Genomic DNA, 17,283 nt, shown 5'->3' on the forward strand with positions numbered 1-17,283 from the left:
GCGCGTGGGTTCCCTGGACACGCGCCGCGGTTGGTTGACCTGGTGGGACGGCAAGTTCCGGTCGTTGGCGCTCGACGTCGCGGTCGCCCTGTCCGCCGCGTTCTTCGTCGACCGGGTGGAACGCGTGAGCCTCACCGGCGCCGACGAGGAGCGGAGGCTGGTCCTCCTCGGCGTGCTGGTCGTGGTCGCGCTCGCCCTCCTGGTGCGCCGGCGCTTCCCGTGGCTGGCGGTCGCGGCCTCGGCCGGTGCCGTGCTGACGCCCACCACCGCGGCCACGGGCATCTTCACCCCGATCGCGATGTACACGATCGCCCGGCGACGCGGGCCGGGCGCGCAGCTGTGGACCGCGACCGAGATCGTGTTCGCCGCGAACGGGACGCAGCTGATCTGGGGTCCGCACGGCCCGCTGTGGGATTCCCCGCTGCGCGCCCTGCCCTACATCGCGTACACGGTGATGCTCTCGGCATCGCCGGTGCTGCTGGGGTTGTGGCTCCGCCAGCGCGAGAAGTTGTTGGCAGCGCTGCAAGAACGCGCTGAACAGGCCGAGCGCGAACGCGATCTGCTCGCCGAGCGCGCGGTCGCGACCGAGCGCAGGCGCATCGCCCGGGAGATGCACGACGTGATCGCCCACCGGTGCAGCGTGATCTCGTTGCAGGCCGGCGCGTTGAGCGTGAGCGCGCCGGACGAGCGCACCGGCGAGGTGGCCGAGGTCATCCGCAAGACCAGCGCGACCGCCCTGACCGAACTGCGCAGCATGCTCCGGGTGCTGCGCGACGACGACGCGGAACACCGCGGTGAAACCCCCGACGACCCCACCGTCGGCAGCATCGAAGCGCTGGTCGCCGACTCGATCGAGTCGGGCGCGAACATCCGCCTGGACATGCCAGAGCAGCTGCCGGAAACCTCCGGCGAGGTCGGCCGGGCGGCCTACCGCGTAGTGCAGGAGGCGTTGACCAACGCAGCCAAGCACGCCCCGCACTCCGCCGTGCGCGTCGAAGTCGCGGCGGAAGGGGAAGAACTCGTCGTCGCGGTGTCGAACCAGCGCGGGCGCAGCACGGACACGGACGCCGTCCCGGGCTCGGGCTACGGCCTGATCGGCATGCGGGAGCGGGTCACGCTGGCCGGCGGAACCTTGCGCACCGGGTGGGCCGAGGACGGCGGATACCGTGTGCGGGCAATGTTCCCGTTGGGCGACGAGGTGGCTGCGTGAGCGTCAAGGTGGTCCTGCTCGAGGACGAGGACCTGGTGCGCGGCGGGATCCGGATGATCCTGGACGTCGACCCGGACATCGAGGTGGTGGCGGAGGGCAGCGACGGCTCGGTCGCCGTCGAGCTCGCCCTGAAGCACCGCCCGGACGTGGTGCTCACGGACATCCAGATGCCCGGCGTCGGCGGGCTGGAGGCCACCCAGCGCCTGGTCGCGCTGCCGGACCCACCGGCCGTGGTCGTGCTGACCACGTTCGACCTCGACGAGTACGTCTACTCCGCGCTGCAGAACGGCGCGGTGGGCTTCCTGCTCAAGGACACCTCGCCGCAGGAGCTGACCCGCGCCGTGCACACCGTCGCGCGCGGTGAGGCGATGCTGTCGCCGCGCATCACGACCAAGCTGCTGTCGGCCTTCTCCACCAGCGCCCCGGCCCAGTCCGCGAAGGCCCAGCTGGAAAAGCTGACCGCCCGCGAGCGCGAGGTGGCGGTGGCCGTCGCGCAGGGCCTGAGCAACGCCGAGATCGCGAACGCCCTGCACATGAGCCAGTCCACGGTGAAGGTGCACATCGGCCGGATCATGACGAAGCTCGGTGCGGCCAACCGGACCCAGGTCGCCATCCTCACCCATGACGCCGGCCTGGCCTGAGCGGGTTCAGCTGGGCCGACTGGTGGCCATCTTGACGGCGAAGAAACCGAGCAGGGTGCCGGACGCGTAGCGCTGCGCTTTGAGCACGCGGGGGTGGTGCGACAGGTACCCGGCGAGCGCAGCGGCGGTGAGCACGACCAGGCCGTTGACGGCCACACCGACCACGATCTGCGCGGTTCCGAGCTGGATGAACTGCCACCACGTCGCCCCCAGCGCGGGATCGACGAACTGGGGGATCAGCGCGGCGTACAGCAGCGCGATCTTGGGGTTCAGCAGGTTCGTCAGCAACCCCGTGCCGAACAGCCGCGCCGCCGAGTGCGGCACCAGTTCGCGCGGTTCGAACGGCGACCCGCCACCGGGCCGCAGGATCTGCCAAGCCATCCACGCGAGGTACGCCGCCCCCAGGAACTTCACCACGTGGAAGGCCTCGGGCACTGCCACGAACAGCGCGGAAAGCCCGGCGGCGGCAGCAACGAGGTAGACGACGAACCCGAGAGCAACCCCGCCGAGCGAAACGAGCCCGGCACGCCGCCCCTGCGAAATCGCCCGCGAAGCCAGGTAGACCATGTTCGGCCCGGGAGTCAGCGCCATCCCCAACTCCACGACCACAACACCGACCAACGAAGCGAACGACACGAGTTCCACCCAGCGAACGTACCGAGCGGTGGCAGCGGAGGCCCCCTTCGCCCAGCAAAAAGAAAACCGCAGGTCACCTGGGTGATCCTGCGGTCTTCTCAGCGAGCCGCCTGAGGGAATCGAACCCTCGACCTACGCATTACGAGTGTCTTTCCGGCCTCGTAGCGTCTCAAAGCATCGCGTAGCGCGGCTACTCCACCGCAGGTCAGCACGGACGATTAGCCCAATCGGGCGGTAGCGTCGTATAGCGCGGCGTGGGGCAGCCTGCTCCACATCTGCCCCACGCCGCAGACCACTGTGGATAATCAAGTCAGCACCTCAGCGAACCACTCGGACCACTCAGTGATCACAACTCTCCGTGATCACCAGCCTCCACTATTTCGCCGCCCTCGCCGTCGCCGTCAGCCACCCCGGGCTGCGCGTCGTCGACGGCGACAACGTAGCCCCAGACGCCTTCGTGACCTTTAATCCGACCATCTTCCGCTGGCTTGGGCGGCCGAAAGACCCACCCCGCAGGCCAGTCGTCATTCCTCGTTTCGAAGTCACACCGAAACCGAGCCTGATCTCCAGGAAGGTTTTCATTCAACGAGGACGACACACGGCGAGTAAGATGCACTGGCCCCTCAAAGGTTGCATACTTAAAATTGGTTCCGTCGCCAAATCGTACCGCGTCAAAATAAACTTCCCCGCCAAACTTTGCCGATAGAAAAAAGGCGCACTTGTCGAATCTGACAACGCTAAAACTAGCCCTATCCTTAAATTGCGCACGAGGAAACGCGACGGATTCAAACCAAGCATCGAAGAAATCAGACTCATCCATGACAGTTTGGCTAAATGAACTAAGTCCACCAAAGCGCGAGTTAGCAAACAAGGCAACTCCTCGGATCTGTGCGCGGTCAAACGCTGCCCTGCCCGCAAAGCGGGTATTCCTGAAGGTTACCCCCTTAGAGAACTCGGCCCCAATAAATGTAGCGACATCGCCAAATTGAGCTGCGCGGAATTCCGCCCCGCCAACAAACGATGCATAATCGAATCTGCACCGCGCAACCCAGCACCCGGAAAGGCTGAAATTTATAAGGGTGGCGCCAGTTAAATCCAGGTTGATTCCGTCCCAAAAATTCGAACTTACGAGCATGCCGTCATCCGAACCGGGTGGCCGCAAATGCTCCGCAAGAAATCGCTGCGCCGTTAGCCGGACTTCCAATTCTTCATATTCATGTTCAACTCCAACCAAGCCAGAGTCTACACCACTCTCAGTTTCTTTATTCTCACTCTTTACCCCCCTTGGCGACAAGGGGAGTATGCGCCGAAGCCGGTCGGGACGCACCGGCGATTTATATGGCATCCGGAGATAAGCGCAGACGATGTCCACGATCTCTTGCCGATGATCGGGATAGCTATTTCCCAGCCTCTTCAGTAGCGTAAGTGCACCAATCCTGACAGCCGCTTTCTCGTGGCCGAGTTGCTCGTTGGCTTGTGCTTGTAGCTCGGTAATCCTCCGCTCCTCGGCGTCATGTCGGGTAACCTCATTCGCTTGTCTCGTATACTCATTCGCCAGCTCGGTAGATTGCTGCCTCCTCGCATGCAACAACAACGCGGCAGCCCCACCGGTCCCCACACCCAAGGTCCCCGCAGTGCGGATGATGTCGAGGGCTTCCTTGGAACCGGGTGGCGGGTACAACCAAAACAGCACGATTCCCGAGCCGATGCTGATAAACAGGATGATCGCGGCTGCGATCCAGATGGTGCGCCAGCCCAGGACTTCGCGGGGGCCACCGGAGGAGCCTTCTGCCATGGCACCAAAGTATGTTAGCGCCGGGGTGGCTCGTGGAGTTTTGCGGACGATCACACGAAAAGAGGAGTCTCGCACACTAGGTGCGAGACTCCTCCTGGTTATTCATTAACGGTTAGAATATTTCGGCAACGCCGGCCGTCCCTGAATAACCTGATGTAGTTACACAGCTACCCGGCATGAAGAATCGCAAGGCCTAGCAGTTGCCCATCGCGTCAAGCACGCCTGGCGATCATGTCCAGCCAGAACTCACATGAACACATGTTCGATATTTGAACACGCAGGGCGGTGTGCGTGGAGCCGCCGATCCCGTGCGAATCCCCGCCGAGCAAGACCCCGGAGGACACCGCGAGCCGTTCGCCCGGGTCCGGCGCCAAGACCGCCGCAATCGACAGCCGAGCGTCCCGAAGCCCGATCTCCCCTCGACCGCCCACGGAGAAACATCCGATACAACGGAAAAATTCAACGACGTCACAAGTAAAACCCTTCAATAACAGGGAAACTCAGAGGTGGCTAGAACCAGGCGTGTCGCCACGCCACTTCGAGGTGTCCGGCCGCTTCGCGCGGACCGTCGTGGTCGAGGCGGATGCTCAGCTCGCCGCCAGCGGGCACCGTGAACGCGGCGAAGTCCGCAGGAAACAGCCGATACCTCGCATTCGTGCGGCCGTTGAGCACCGCCGTGGGCGCCCCGGTATCGATGACGAGGTACTGCCCGGCGGGCAGGGTATCCGCGTAGGCGATCTGCCGTCCCTGGCTGGTGGACAGCACCGGGCGCACGAGCGGGCCGTGCAAGGTGAGCAGCGGCTCGGTCGGTGCAGTGCCATCGTTCGCCAAGTGCAACGTCCCGGAACTCGCACCCGCGCCGAAGGACAGCTTCGCTTCGAAGTCGAGCCCGTCGCCGAAACGCAGACCATGACGACCAGCCGACGACAACGGTGTACAGGCGTGACACCAGTCCAGCGCGTACCGGCGCGGATCGGGCGCCACCAGCTGAAGGCTCCACTCGAAGCTCGGGGTCGCCGTCACACCAGGTTTGGTCAGGATCTGATCGTCCAGGAAAACATCGCAGGTCACCGGACCGATCTCGGAATAGCAGGTCAGCGGTACCGAACGGTGCGGATCAGCCAGCAGCCCGGTCAGCTGGTTGGCCGCGCGACGCAAGGTTGCGACGTCGGGGGCGAAGGCCCGGCCTTCCAAGGTGATCGTCCGCTCGGCTCTCCATCCAAGGGTGCGGATCGCACCGTGCCGGGACAGGTGCGGATGAAGCTCCGCACCTGTCGCCGAGCCTGCCCAAAACCCTTCCTCCTGAGTAAGAATCCAGTGAACACCGCGACTATCGGGCTTGTCAGGGCCAAAGCTGATCGAGTCAAGGCTCCACTGTGGAGAGCCATCCATGGTCACCCCAGTGTCAACGCCGCAGGAAACTCACCAACTCGACCCAAGGGCCAATAATCGCACATTCTATCCAGTGTTCGTTCCCCTATTCATTAAGATGGAAACAAAATCATGGCCACCAACCCGGAGCTCACTTCTCGTCTCTTTAATTTTTCGATAGAATGGGTCGTCCATATCATCCCCTTCTTTATCAATGCGCGTGCGCTTGAGAAATCCATCCGAATCCCGCCTCCAGGAAATGTTCTGAGCGTCACGGAAGCGGAATTGAGTAGGGTTCAACTGACGTGTCGAGTTCCTGAATGCCGACCGTCTTGCTCCGGAATGCTTGTCATCATCCACCCCATCGCCAGAAAAAGCGATCTTCAGCGACTCGAACATCCCGTCGTATCGATCTTGAATCTGCCGAGTAAGGGGCTCAAGGAAGTACTCCCGCACTTCCTTCGTCGGCTCGACAACATCCATGCCGGACCTGGCATCAGGATAATATACCGGCATGATCGCCAGGTCGTAGATTGGCAGTTCACTCATGTTCGCGTACCTAAGATAGACCTCAGGACGCTTATCGGAGCCTTCTTTTACCGTCAACCATGCTGCGAATTTGACTGCTTGTTCACGTTCGGCTTGCTCATCGCGATACCGCTGTTGATCTGCGGAAAATTTGACCTGCTTCCACGCGGCGCGAGCTGCCAAGCTAGCAATACCGAAGGCTGCCATCGACCCAATAGCGGAAATCCACGACGGCACATTACCCCAGTCCACGCTTGTCATAGCAATCGATCTTAGCGTCAAATGGAGCAAGTAACGCCACGAACAAGGAAGGGATGAACCTACAGCCGTGAGCGAATACGTAGCCGCCGGTCGAGGGCGGCGGCGATGTGCTCAGGGCCGGCGTCGGTGCGGGCGTTGACGGTGATCTGCGGTGACCACACCTGTTGCCCTGGGGTGGTCGCCTGGGCTCCGTGACACCCCACGACCTGCGGCACACCTACGCCTCCTGGCTGGTGCAGGACGGGGTGTCGATCCAAGCCGTGCGCGCACTGCTCGGCCATGCCTCCGTCGCCACTACTGAACGTTACGCACACCTGGCGAACGCGGAGTGGGACAAAGTTCGCGCGGTCCTCGGGCTGACGCCGGAGAACCCAGCTTTGGGACACGCAGAGCCGGAAATTACCCCATATTTGCCCCATGAAAACGACACTGCGGCGGGAGCCGAGATCATCGATCTCTTCTCCCGCCGCAGGTCAGCGGGTTGACCGCTGCGGAGCCGCCTGAGGGAATCGAACCCTCGACCTACGCATTACGAGTGCGTCGCTCTGGCCGACTGAGCTAAGGCGGCATTGCGCGGTCAAGTGTAGCGGGCCCTCGCGACGCGGTGCGCAGGACCCCCGGTTCAACCGAAGGTGGGCGTCACTTCGCGGAGCGTGCATCGTTGAGATCAGCGTGATGCCCGTCACGTGATCTGGAGGGGTCGGATGCGTGCTGTTCGTCGACTGGGCGTGTGCACCGCCGTGTCGTTGGCCGTAGCTGGGCTTTCGCTGCCCGCCGCCTTCGCGCAGAGCTCGCCTCCGACCACTCCGATCCCCGGGCCGGCGGAACCCGGGCAGCCCCCGGCTTCCATGCCGACGCCGGCTCCCGGGCCGGTCGTCGCCGACGCCGGGACCATGGTCGGGATCGTGCGGATCCTGCCGAACACGGTGCCGACCGACTCGATCCTCGACGACCCGGACTTCGAGTCGAAGCTGCCGAAGCAGTCCGTCGCCGAGGCCGGGATGGGGCGGGCCATCGCGCAGGCCAACTCCACCGCGTTCTTCGCCACCGAGCGGGCGGTCGCCGAGGCCTCGCCGTTCGGGGTGTCGCTGCTCGGGAAGACCCCGCAGACGCCGGTCGGCCTGGTGCAGGCCGCGCTGCCGGACCGGGAGCAGCCGACCAGCGCGAACATGCAGCCACCGAGCTCGCCGGCCGACCAGCTGGTCAAGCTCAACGGGCTGAACGGCAGCGTGCACGCCCGCTGGAGCGAGAAGACCGGGCCGTGCGTGTCGCCGATCGCCGACGCCCGGTACTCGATGGGCAGCGCATCGGCCGTGAACGCGCTGCCGGAAGGCCTGTCGCTGGGCGGGCTGCTCAACGGCGGGAAACCCGCCGCGAACGGCGCCGGATCGCTGCTGCGGATTCCGGAAACCGCGGAAGCGCACTCCAACGTGCAGCTCGTCAACGTGCCCGGGCAGGACCGCAAGGCCGTCCAGGCCACCTCGAGCCTGCAGCTGGCCGGTGTCCGGCTCTTCGCCGGGACCCCGCAGGAGATCCAGGTCGACGTGGTCGGCTCACCTCGCCTGACCGCAACCGCCACCGGCGACCCGTCGACCTCCACTGTGGACTACCAAGTGCCGGTGCTGCGGGTTTCGCGCGGCGGCCAGGAGCTCGGGAAGCTCGACGCCGCGCACCCGAACCTGGACGTGCCGCTGCCCGGACTCGACCAGCGCGTCGTCGACGCCGGGGTGATCCGGCTCAGCGCCGGCGAGCTCAAGAAGGACGTGGTGGGCACCGAAGTCCGCGCCGCAGCACGGCTTTTCGACCTCCAAATCCTGCGCGGCCACGCGGTCGGCCTGCCGACCTCGCTGGTGCAGGTGTCCTTCGGCGAGCAGATCGCCCGCGCCGCGGCTCCCGACGGAGGCGTGGACTGCACGACCGCACCGGCCCCGGCCGCCGCAGCGCCAGCGGGCACGACCCCGCAAGCAGTGGAACGTCTAGCCCTCACCAGCAGCGGCTACTACGTCGTCCCGCTGTTCTGGACCGGCACGGCGCTGCTGCTCATGGGCGCCATCATCATCGCCGTCCTCCCCCGCCGCCGCGCCTGAGCGCAAGGAAGTCCACTGTGGACGTCAGCCGGTGTGGAGGGTGGCGAGCATCGCTTCCACCGCGATGATCGGCTTCACGTTCTGGGTCAGGGCCACCCGGCATTCGAGGACCGCGTCCAGGCGGCGGAGGGCCGACTCTGAGGTCCACTCCTGCGCCGCTTTGGCGATCGAGCGCTCGAAGTCCGGGTGGTTCAGGGGCGCCGGTGCGCCCGCCCGGGTCACCAGGACGTCGCGGTAGAAGCCCGCCAGGTCGACCAGGGCCAGGTCGAGGGCGTCTCGCTGGGAGCGGGTGGCGCGCGACTTCTGGCGCTTCTCCAGCTCTTTCAGCGCCGCGTTGGCCCCTCGGGTCGCCGCGGCCGTGCCCTTGCCGGTGCCGCCCGCGCCCATCGCGGTCTTCAGCTCTTCCTTCTCCGCCTCGTTGCGGTCCTCGTTCGCCGTGGTCGCCTCGGTCTCGGCCAGCCTCACCAGGCCGGTCGCCGCGGTGAACACGTCCGAGAACCTGCGCATGCCCGTCGGGATGCGCAGCACCGACTCGCGCCGCTCGCGCGCTTCCTCGTCGGTCGCCAACCGCCGCGCGCGGCCGATGTGGCCGCCGCACACCGACGCCGCCCACTGCGCGCGTTCGGCGTCGACGCCGTCGCGCTCGTGCAGCACCTCGGCGATGGCGTCGGCCAACGGCGTGCGCAGCTGCACCACGCGGCAGCGGGAGCGGATCGTGACGGACACGTCCTCCGGGTGGTCCGAGGGCGCGCAGAGCAGGAACACCGTGCGCGGGGGCGGCTCTTCCACCGCCTTGAGCAGCGCGTTCGCCGCGCCTTCGGTGAGGCGGTCGGCGTCCTCGATCAGCACGATGCGCCATTGGCCGGTGGTCGGCCGGCGGGCCGCCGCTTGCACCAGGGAGCGCATCTCCGCGACCGAGATCGACAGGCCTTCCGGCGCCACCACGCGCACGTCGGCGTGGGTGCCCTGCAACACCGTGCGGCATGCCGCGCAACCTCCGCAGCCCACCGCCCCTGGGTCGGTGCACTGCAGCGCAGCGGCGAAGGCGCGGGCCGCGATCGAACGGCCCGAACCGGGCGGGCCGGTGAACAGCCAGGCGTGCGTCATGGCGCCCGGCGGGACCGGTTCGCCGCGGACTTGGAGGTGAGCCGCGTTCGCCGCGGCGTGCAGCGTCCGCACCGCATCGGGCTGGCCGACGACCTCCGCCCACACCCCGGTGTTCAGCTGCTCCGGAGCGTCGGTCCGCATCGCGTCGCCTCCCGTGTCGAGTGCGCGGGTCGTGAGTGCGAAAACCGGTTGGAGGCGGTTTTCCCACTCACGACTCTACGGTGCTGCCCTGACGGCAGGCGGAGGCCTCAGCCGAACACGGAGAGCAAGATCATCAGCACTGCGAAGGCGAGGAACAGGTAGCAGCCGATCGCCCCGGCCTTGCTGTTCTTCTTCTGCTGCTGCTTCTTCTGCGGAGGCTGCTGCTGCGCGGGCGCCTGGTGCGCGGGTCGACGCCGAAGCGGCCGGTCGAGTTCTTCGACCGGTTCCGGGACCGGCGCGGACGGCGCCACCGACTCTCGGGTCGGCGGCGCCGCGTGCGCAGAGGTCAGCGCATCCGGGAAGTGGTGCAGCGGCGACAGCGCCTGCGTGCCGTCCTGGCCCGAAAGCGCATCCCGCCGGGTCACGACGACTTCGACGAGGAGCTGGCCCGCTTGGCCGTGGTGCCGGTCGTCTTCTTCGCCGTGCTCGTGGTCTTCTTCGCCGCGGTGGTCGTCTTCTTCGCCGCGGTCGTCGTCGACTTCTTCGCGGTGGTGGACTTCTTGGCCGGGGCCTTCTTCTTGGCCGGGGCCTTGGCCCGCCGCTCCGCGAGCAGCTCCATCGCGCGGTCCATCGTCAGCGACTCGACGTCGTCACCCTTGCGCAGCGACGCGTTGGTCTCGCCGTCGGTGACGTACGGGCCGAAGCGACCGTCCTTGATCACCAGCGGCTTGCCGGTGTCCGACGCCTCGCCCAGCTCGCGCAGCGGCGCCGCCGCTGCCCGCCGACCGCGCTGCTTCGGCTGCTCGTAGATCTTCAGCGCCTCTTCGAGGGTGATCGAGAAGATCTGCTCCTCGGTGTCCAGCGACCGCGAGTCCGTGCCCTTCTTCAGGTACGGGCCGTAGCGGCCGTTCTGCGCGGTGATCTCGTTGTCGCTCTCCGGGTCCTTGCCGACCACGCGCGGCAGCGACAGCAGCTTCAGCGCGTCGTCGAGGGTCACGGTGTCCAGCGACATCGACTTGAACAGGCTGCCGGTGCGCGGCTTGCCCTTGCTGCCCTCGGGCAGGACCTCGGTGACGTACGGGCCGAAGCGGCCCTCCTTGGCCACCACCTCGTGCCCCGACTCCGGGTCGGTGCCGAGGCTGCGGCCCTCCATCGGAGTGGCGAACAGCTTCTCCGCGATCTCCAGGGTCAGCTCGTCCGGCGGCAGGTCGTCGGGCAGGTTCGCCCGCTGCGACGTCTCGTCCTCCAGCGTCCGCTCCAGGTACGGGCCGTAGCGGCCGACCCGCACGTAGATGGTGCGGTCCTGCTCGTCGGTGAACATCGGGATCGAGTTGACCTCCCGCGGGTCGATCTCCTCGACGCCCGAACCGACCAGCTTCTTCAGCCCGCCGACGCGGCCGATCGAGCCCTCCGGGCCCACCGAACCGCCGAAGTAGAAGCCGGTCAGCCAGCTGGTGCGCTGCTCGCGGCCCTCGGCGATGCGGTCCAGCTCGTCCTCGAGCGTCGCGGTGAAGTCGTAGTCCACCAGCCGCTCGAAGTGCTTCTCCAGCAGCCCGACCACGGCGAAGGCGATCCACGACGGGACCAGGGCGGAGCCCTTCTTCCACACGTAGCCGCGCTCCTGCACGGTGCTGATGATCGAGGCGTAGGTCGAGGGACGGCCGATGCCCAGCTCTTCCATCGTCTTGACCAGGCTGGCCTCGGTGAAGCGCGGCGGCGGGTTGGTGGTGTGCCCGTCCGGCGACAGCTCCGGCGCGGTGACCGGCTGGTCCTTGACCAGCTGCGGCAGCCGCGACTCGGCGTCGTCGGCGACGCCACCGGCCTCCGAGTCCACCGCCTCGACGTAGGCCTTCAGGAAGCCCGCGAAGGTGATGGTGCGGCCGGATGCGGCGAACGTGCACTCCTCGCCGCTGGTCGCGGTGCCGGTGATGCGCACCGACAGGGTGGTGCCCTTGGCGTCGGCCATCTGGGAGGCGATGGTGCGCTGCCAGATCAGCTCGTACAGCTTGAAGCCGTCGACGTCGTTGCCCAGCTCGGCGGCGACCGCGCCGGGGGTGCGGAAGCTCTCGCCCGCCGGGCGGATCGCCTCGTGCGCCTCCTGCGCGTTCTTCACCTTGCGGTTGTACTGGCGCGGCTGCGGCGACAGGTACTGCTCGCCGTAGAGGTCACGGGCCTGGTTGCGCGCCGCGTTGATCGCCGTCTCCGACAGCGTCGTGGAGTCGGTACGCATGTAGGTGATGTAACCGTTCTCGTACAGCCGCTGCGCCGTGCGCATCGTGCGGTCCGCCGAGAAGCGCAGCTTGCGGCTGGCCTCCTGCTGCAGCGTGGAGGTCATGAACGGCGCGTACGGCTTGCGCGTGTACGGCTTCTCCTCGGCGCTGGAGACGTGCAGCTGCGCATCGGTCAGCGCCGCGGCCAGCGCGCGGGCCTCGGCCTCGCCCAGCACCCGGGTGTCGGCGTTCTTCAGCTGGCCGTCCGGGCCGAAGTCGCGGCCGGTGGCCAGCTTCGCGCCGTCCACGGAGACCAGGCGGGCGCCGAAGCGGCGCGGCGAGGCGTCCGGGCCGGCGTCCATCTGCGCGGAGATGTCCCAGTAGTCGGCCGGGACGAACTTGATCCGCTCGCGCTCGCGCTCCACCACGATCCGGGTCGCCACCGACTGCACGCGGCCCGCCGACAGCTTCGGCATGACCTTCTTCCACAGCACCGGGCTGACCTCGTAGCCGTACAGCCGGTCCAGGATGCGGCGGGTCTCCTGCGCGTCCACCAGGTCGTTGTCCAGGTCGCGCGGGTTCGCGGCGGCCGCCTGGATCGCCGACTCGGTGATCTCGTGGAACACCATCCGGCGCACCGGGACCTTCGGCTTCAGCGTCTCCAGCAGGTGCCAGGCGATCGCTTCGCCCTCGCGGTCACCGTCAGTGGCGAGGTAGAGCTCGTCGACCTGCTTGAGCGCTTCCTTCAGCTCGGTGACCGTGGACTTCTTGTCGGAGGAGACGAGGTACAGCGGTTCGAAGTCGTTCTCGACGTCCACGCCGAGCCGCGCCCAGGCCTGGCCCTTGTACTTCTCCGGCACGTCCTTGGCGTTCTTGGGCAGGTCCCGGATGTGGCCGCGGGAGGACTCCACGATGAAGTTCGAGCCGAGGTAGGAGGCGATCTTCTTGGCCTTCGCAGGCGACTCGACGATCACCAGACGCCGGCCGCCGGAGCCAACCCCGCTGTTGGGGGACCCCGAAGCCCGGCCGGTCCCGCCAGCCTTCTTCGTCCGTGTCGACCCAGCCACGCTTACCCGCTCTCTTCTCCCGGAAGCATCCTTTGCTACCCGACAAGTCCTTCAGTGTGCCCCGCGCGCAGTTCGATGCGCTGCCCGGGAAGGCACAGGGTTGCACATAACACGCCTGTGCACGTCGGCGTCTTGCCCTACGAACGTATCGGGTGACGAAAGTGTTCCGTTGCGTGACCTGGCGTGATATGCGTCAAACCGGTCAGGACACCAACGGCCACGTTCGCTCGATCGCACCATCGGGCATCGGCCCGACCAGCTCGACGAGCCTGGTCAGGCGCTTGCGCCCGGTGACGCGGAGCGCCGGGCCACCCGCGCGCGGACCGACCGGCTTGACCGGGAGGCCGCAGCGGGTCAGCGCCGCGGCCAGCGGCGCGTGCGTGTCCGGCGCGTGCGGGTCGAGCCCGAGGCGGTAGCCGGCGGGCTCGGCGGAGCCCGCGGTCAGCGCCCAGATCCGCAGGGCGGCGCCGTCCGGGACGTAACCGCCCGGGACGGACTTCACCGCGCCTCGCAGCCAGTGCGCGGCGAGACCGGTGAGATCGCTGCGGAACGCGGTGCGGATCAGCGGGTGCCCTTCTTCGGAGCGGCCGAGCTCGGCGTCCACCCCGCGCTGCGCGCACGCCTCGACCAGAGCACGGGCGCGCCACTCGGCGTCGACCACGACCGACAGCCGGGCGGCGGTGCCGCGGCCGAAGCCGACCGCTTGGCCCGGTCCGCACAGCATGCCCGCCAGGTCGGCGACGACGGGTTGCCGCGCCTCGGCCGAGTAGAAGGACAGCTGGTCCACGGCCCGCATGCTAGAACAGTAGTTCGACCTGCGCCATGCCTTCCACCCGATTGCGCGAACGGGAACCACAGTTTCAATTGAAACTGCGCCCCCACCAGCCCCGAGATCCGCAAATTCCATTGAAATCGGACGTCTGATTTCAATGGAATTTGCGGACCCATCGGACAGGTGGGGTCAGCGGGGTGGTTGTTGGTCCTTGGGCTTGGTGAAGAACGGTTGGCACTCGGGGGCTCGGTGGGCCGCCGCGTTGAGCTCCGCGTTCTGCTCCAGCTGGACCAGCTTCTGCTTGAGGTCGAGGTGGCTGCCCTTGTCCAGCTCCTTCTGGAGATCGGCCATGCCCTGCTCGAAGCGCTGCTTGTCGCCGGTGTCGATCTGCTCGGCCTTGCCCCGCGCGCCGCGCAGGACGTCGCGCACCTCGGAGAAGCCCTCCTGGAAGCCGGTGCCGATCTGCTCCGCGCCCTTGACCGGCGGGGCGCCGAGGTCCGTCAGGCCGCGCACCGTGTCGTCGGCGGACTTCTCGGCGGCGTCGATGCGGGCGATCACCGACTTCTTCACCGAGGTGGTGTTGGTCCGGTCCAGCCCGGGCATGTGCTGCTGGGACTCGCTGAAGCCGCTGACCAGCCCGCACACCTTTCCGGTCCAGTTGACCGCCTGCGCGCTCGGCTCGGGCGGCGGAGCCGGGGCCGCCGGTCCTCCGGCGCAACCGGCCAGCGCGAACGGGACGGCGGCCAGCACCGCGATGGGCGTCGAACGTAACTTCATGCGCACTCCTCGCACGGATCGGAGTTGCCTTCGGCGTGCCGCAAGACTCTCCCCCACCCGCGATCCCGCCCCGGAACCCGGGGGCGCCGTGCGGCAGAAGCCCCAGCGCACGGCGGAGGGCGCCTCCCCGACCGGGAAGACGCCCTCCAGGAGCTGATCCGCGAGTTATGAAGGTGCGCCGTTGATCGCCTTGTCATCGGAGTCGTCGTCGGAAGGGGATGACTCCGCGATCGACGTCGAGCGCCGCTTGGAGACCACCACCGCGCCGACGATCACCGCGACCGCCACCACCGAGATGGCGATGCGCACCGCCGGGTTCGCGGTGTCGCCGACGGTGAAGGCCACCACGGCCGGCGCGATCAGCACCGACACCAGGTTCATCACCTTCAGCAGCGGGTTGATCGCCGGGCCCGCGGTGTCCTTGAACGGGTCGCCGACGGTGTCACCGATGACCGTGGCCGAGTGCGCCTCGGACCCCTTGCCGCCGTGGTAGCCGTCCTCGACCAGCTTCTTCGAGTTGTCCCAGGCGCCACCGGAGTTGGCCAGGAAGATCGCCATCAGCGTGCCGGTGGCGATCGCACCGGCCAGGTAGCCGGCCAGCGGGCCGACGCCGAGGCCGAAGCCGACCGCGATCGGTGCCAGCACCGCGAGCAGACCCGGCGTGGCCAGCTCGCGCAGCGAGTCGCGGGTGCAGATGTCGACGACCCGGCCGTACTCGGGCCGCTCCGAGCCGTCCATGATCCCCGGCTTGTCCCGGAACTGGCGGCGCACCTCGTAGACCACCGCGCCCGCGGCGCGCGAGACGGCGTTGATCGCCAGACCGGTGAACAGGAACACCACCGCGGCACCGATGATCAGGCCCACCAGCACGTTCGGCGCGTAGACGAAGAACTCCGAGACGCTGAGCTGACCGGCCACGTCGCGCAGCGCCGCGCCGATCGCATCGGTGTAGGAGCCGAACAGCGCGGTCGCCGCGAGCACCGCGGTGGCGATCGCGATGCCCTTGGTGATCGCCTTGGTGGTGTTGCCGACGGCGTCGAGCTCGGTGAGGATCTTCGCCCCGTCGCCCTCGACGTCACCGGACATCTCGGCGATGCCCTGCGCGTTGTCGCTGACCGGCCCGAAGGTGTCCATCGCGACGATCACGCCGACGGTGGTCAGCAGACCGCAGCCGGCCAGCGCGATGGCGAACAGCGCCACCGGCAGCGAACCGGACAGCAGGAACGCGCCGAACACGGCCGCACCGATGATCAGCGCGGTGTAGACGGCGGATTCGAAACCGACCGACAGGCCGGAGAGGATCACGGTGGCCGCACCGGTCAGCGACGACTTGCCGACGTCCTGCACCGGGCGGTGCTCGGTGGCGGTGAAGTAGCCGGTGAGCTTGAGGATGACCACCGCGAGCAGGATGCCGATGATCACCGCGACCAGCGCGATCACCGCCGGGTTTCCGCTGGTCTGCTGCAGCGCCGGGGACACGCCGTTGAGGTCGGCGAAGGAGCTCGGCAGGTACAGCAGCGCGGCGACGGCGCAGAGCACCGCCGAGATCCCCGCGGAGATGTAGAACGACCGGTTGATCGCGACCAGCGCGCTCTCCCCGCCTCGGGCCTTGGTGATGTACACGCCGATCACCGCGGTCAGCACGCCGATGGCCGGCACGATCAGCGGGAACAGCAGGCCGTGCATGCCGAACGCGGCGGTGCCGAGGATCAGCGAGGCGACCAGGGTCACCGCGTAGGACTCGAACAGGTCGGCCGCCATGCCCGCGCAGTCGCCGACGTTGTCCCCGACGTTGTCGGCGATGGTGGCGGCGTTGCGCGGGTCGTCCTCGGGGATGTTCTGCTCGACCTTGCCGACCAGGTCGGCACCCACGTCGGCGGCCTTGGTGAAGATGCCGCCGCCGACTCGCATGAACATCGCCAGCAGGGCGGCACCGAAGCCGAAGCCCTCCAGCACGCGCGGCGCGCCACCGGCGTAGACCAGCACCACCAGCGCGGCGCCGAACAGGCCGAGGCCGACCGTGGTCATGCCGACCACGCCGCCGGTGCGGAACGCGACGCGCATCGCCTTCTCGCGCCCCTCACCGGCTTCGCGGGCGGCCGCCGCGACGCGCACGTTCGCGCGGGTGGACAGCCACATGCCGAGGTAGCCGATGGCGGCCGAGAACGCGGCGCCGAACAGGAAGAAGATCGAACGGCCGATCTGCTCGCCGATGGTCTCCGCGGGCAGCGCGAACAGCAGCAGGAACACGACCACCGCGAAGATCGCCAGGGTGCGGAACTGCCGGTTGAGGTAGGCCGAGGCGCCTTCCTGCACGCCTCGGGCGATGTCCTGCATCTTGGCCGTGCCCTGTCCGGCGGCCAGCACCTCCTTGATCAGGACGTATCCGAAGGCCAGCGCGGCCACGGCGATCACCATGACCACGCCGACGACCGCGTACTCGGCGCCGCCGAGTTCGATTCCGGAGGCTTGTTGGGCGAGGTTCATCCGGGATTGCGAGCTCGGTGGTGCAGCGCCCTGGGCCCAGCCGTGCTGGACCGGGGTGAGCAGGGACATCCGTCCTCCTGGGTTGTGCTCGGTTCAGCACCGGAATGCCCGCCGTTCTCGACCGGCTCCAGTGCGCGGTAGGCGGCCCCGCCCGCACGGCCGGTAATCGTCCGCTGGCCGTCCGTGGCGACGT

General features: G+C 67.6%; 14 protein-coding genes and 2 tRNA genes. 4 read left to right on the forward strand and 12 right to left on the reverse strand.

Annotated features, from left to right (window positions below):
* The first annotated feature begins 4 nt into the window (after positions 1-4).
* Positions 5-1,210, forward strand: a complete 1,206-nt coding sequence (locus OU415_RS05185) for a sensor histidine kinase (RefSeq protein ID WP_270947391.1) — start codon at positions 5-7, stop codon at positions 1,208-1,210.
* The gene (locus OU415_RS05190) at positions 1,207-1,851 is read left to right on the forward strand and encodes a response regulator (protein WP_270947392.1); all 645 of its coding nucleotides are present in this window, start codon (positions 1,207-1,209) and stop codon (positions 1,849-1,851) included. Before OU415_RS05185 ends, OU415_RS05190 begins: the two co-directional genes overlap by 4 nt.
* 6 nt (positions 1,852-1,857) lie before the next feature.
* On the opposite strand, the gene OU415_RS05195 is transcribed toward OU415_RS05190, so the two are convergent.
* The 5 genes from OU415_RS05195 to OU415_RS05215 all read right to left on the reverse strand — a co-directional run bounded on the left by OU415_RS05195 (position 1,858) and on the right by OU415_RS05215 (position 6,442).
* A complete protein-coding gene (locus OU415_RS05195; RefSeq protein ID WP_270947393.1) occupies positions 1,858-2,442 on the reverse strand; it encodes a LysE family translocator in 585 nt (194 codons plus the stop codon).
* Between the two features lie 149 nt (positions 2,443-2,591).
* A tRNA-Thr gene (locus OU415_RS05200) sits at positions 2,592-2,678 on the reverse strand.
* Between the two features lie 155 nt (positions 2,679-2,833).
* Positions 2,834-4,282, reverse strand: coding sequence for a pentapeptide repeat-containing protein (locus OU415_RS05205; RefSeq protein ID WP_270947395.1), 1,449 nt, complete (start codon positions 4,280-4,282; stop codon positions 2,834-2,836).
* Between the two features lie 510 nt (positions 4,283-4,792).
* A complete protein-coding gene (locus OU415_RS05210) occupies positions 4,793-5,680 on the reverse strand; it encodes a phage tail family protein (protein WP_270947396.1) in 888 nt (295 codons plus the stop codon).
* Positions 5,681-5,740: 60 nt separating this feature from the next.
* On the reverse strand, positions 5,741-6,442 hold the full coding sequence (locus OU415_RS05215) for a hypothetical protein (protein WP_270947397.1): 702 nt from the start codon (positions 6,440-6,442) through the stop codon (positions 5,741-5,743).
* Positions 6,443-6,633: 191 nt separating this feature from the next.
* On the opposite strand from OU415_RS05215, the gene OU415_RS05220 reads away from it, so the two are divergent.
* Positions 6,634-6,927, forward strand: coding sequence for a tyrosine-type recombinase/integrase (locus OU415_RS05220; RefSeq protein ID WP_270947398.1), 294 nt, complete (start codon positions 6,634-6,636; stop codon positions 6,925-6,927).
* A gap of 9 nt (positions 6,928-6,936) precedes the next feature.
* Here OU415_RS05220 and OU415_RS05225 read toward each other — a convergent pair.
* A tRNA-Thr gene (locus OU415_RS05225) sits at positions 6,937-7,010 on the reverse strand.
* A gap of 136 nt (positions 7,011-7,146) precedes the next feature.
* Here OU415_RS05225 and OU415_RS05230 point away from each other — a divergent pair.
* Positions 7,147-8,529 carry a hypothetical protein gene (locus OU415_RS05230; protein WP_270947399.1) on the forward strand — a complete coding sequence of 461 codons (1,383 nt, stop codon included), beginning with the start codon at positions 7,147-7,149 and terminating at the stop codon, positions 8,527-8,529.
* A gap of 24 nt (positions 8,530-8,553) precedes the next feature.
* On the opposite strand, the gene OU415_RS05235 is transcribed toward OU415_RS05230, so the two are convergent.
* The 6 genes from OU415_RS05235 to OU415_RS05260 form a co-directional block, all read right to left on the reverse strand.
* A complete protein-coding gene (locus OU415_RS05235; protein ID WP_270947400.1) occupies positions 8,554-9,777 on the reverse strand; it encodes a DNA polymerase III subunit delta' in 1,224 nt (407 codons plus the stop codon).
* Between the two features lie 107 nt (positions 9,778-9,884).
* Positions 9,885-10,202 carry a hypothetical protein gene (locus tag OU415_RS05240; RefSeq protein ID WP_270947401.1) on the reverse strand — a complete coding sequence of 106 codons (318 nt, stop codon included), beginning with the start codon at positions 10,200-10,202 and terminating at the stop codon, positions 9,885-9,887.
* On the reverse strand, positions 10,199-13,054 hold the full coding sequence (gene topA / locus OU415_RS05245; protein ID WP_408641777.1) for a type I DNA topoisomerase: 2,856 nt from the start codon (positions 13,052-13,054) through the stop codon (positions 10,199-10,201). The genes OU415_RS05240 and topA overlap by 4 nt, the downstream gene beginning before the upstream one ends.
* Positions 13,055-13,256: 202 nt before the next feature.
* On the reverse strand, positions 13,257-13,850 hold the full coding sequence (locus OU415_RS05250; RefSeq protein ID WP_270947402.1) for a hypothetical protein: 594 nt from the start codon (positions 13,848-13,850) through the stop codon (positions 13,257-13,259).
* A gap of 165 nt (positions 13,851-14,015) precedes the next feature.
* Complete coding sequence (locus tag OU415_RS05255) at positions 14,016-14,603, reverse strand: hypothetical protein (RefSeq protein ID WP_270947403.1); 588 nt, start codon at positions 14,601-14,603, stop codon at positions 14,016-14,018.
* 165 nt (positions 14,604-14,768) lie between these two features.
* Positions 14,769-17,159 (reverse strand): sodium-translocating pyrophosphatase, encoded by a 2,391-nt coding sequence (locus tag OU415_RS05260; RefSeq protein WP_408641778.1) that lies wholly within the window; start codon positions 17,157-17,159, stop codon positions 14,769-14,771.
* Between the last annotated feature and the right edge of the window lie 124 nt (positions 17,160-17,283).

The organism is Saccharopolyspora oryzae (genome assembly GCF_027853915.1).
Lineage (GTDB): Bacteria > Actinomycetota > Actinomycetes > Mycobacteriales > Pseudonocardiaceae > Saccharopolyspora > Saccharopolyspora oryzae.

Excerpts from the sequence above, each read along its gene's own strand:
- OU415_RS05195 (WP_270947393.1), bottom strand. The coding sequence starts at position 2,442 with ATGGCGCTGACTCCCGGGCCGAACATGGTCTACCTGGCTTCGCGGGCG.
- OU415_RS05205 (WP_270947395.1), bottom strand. The coding sequence starts at position 4,282 with ATGGCAGAAGGCTCCTCCGGTGGCCCCCGCGAAGTCCTGGGCTGGCGC.
- OU415_RS05215 (WP_270947397.1), bottom strand. The coding sequence starts at position 6,442 with ATGACAAGCGTGGACTGGGGTAATGTGCCGTCGTGGATTTCCGCTATT.
- OU415_RS05230 (WP_270947399.1), top strand. The coding sequence starts at position 7,147 with ATGCGTGCTGTTCGTCGACTGGGCGTGTGCACCGCCGTGTCGTTGGCC.
- OU415_RS05235 (WP_270947400.1), bottom strand. The coding sequence starts at position 9,777 with ATGCGGACCGACGCTCCGGAGCAGCTGAACACCGGGGTGTGGGCGGAG.
- OU415_RS05250 (WP_270947402.1), bottom strand. The coding sequence starts at position 13,850 with ATGCGGGCCGTGGACCAGCTGTCCTTCTACTCGGCCGAGGCGCGGCAA.
- OU415_RS05255 (WP_270947403.1), bottom strand. The coding sequence starts at position 14,603 with ATGAAGTTACGTTCGACGCCCATCGCGGTGCTGGCCGCCGTCCCGTTC.
- OU415_RS05260 (WP_408641778.1), bottom strand. The coding sequence starts at position 17,159 with ATGTCCCTGCTCACCCCGGTCCAGCACGGCTGGGCCCAGGGCGCTGCA.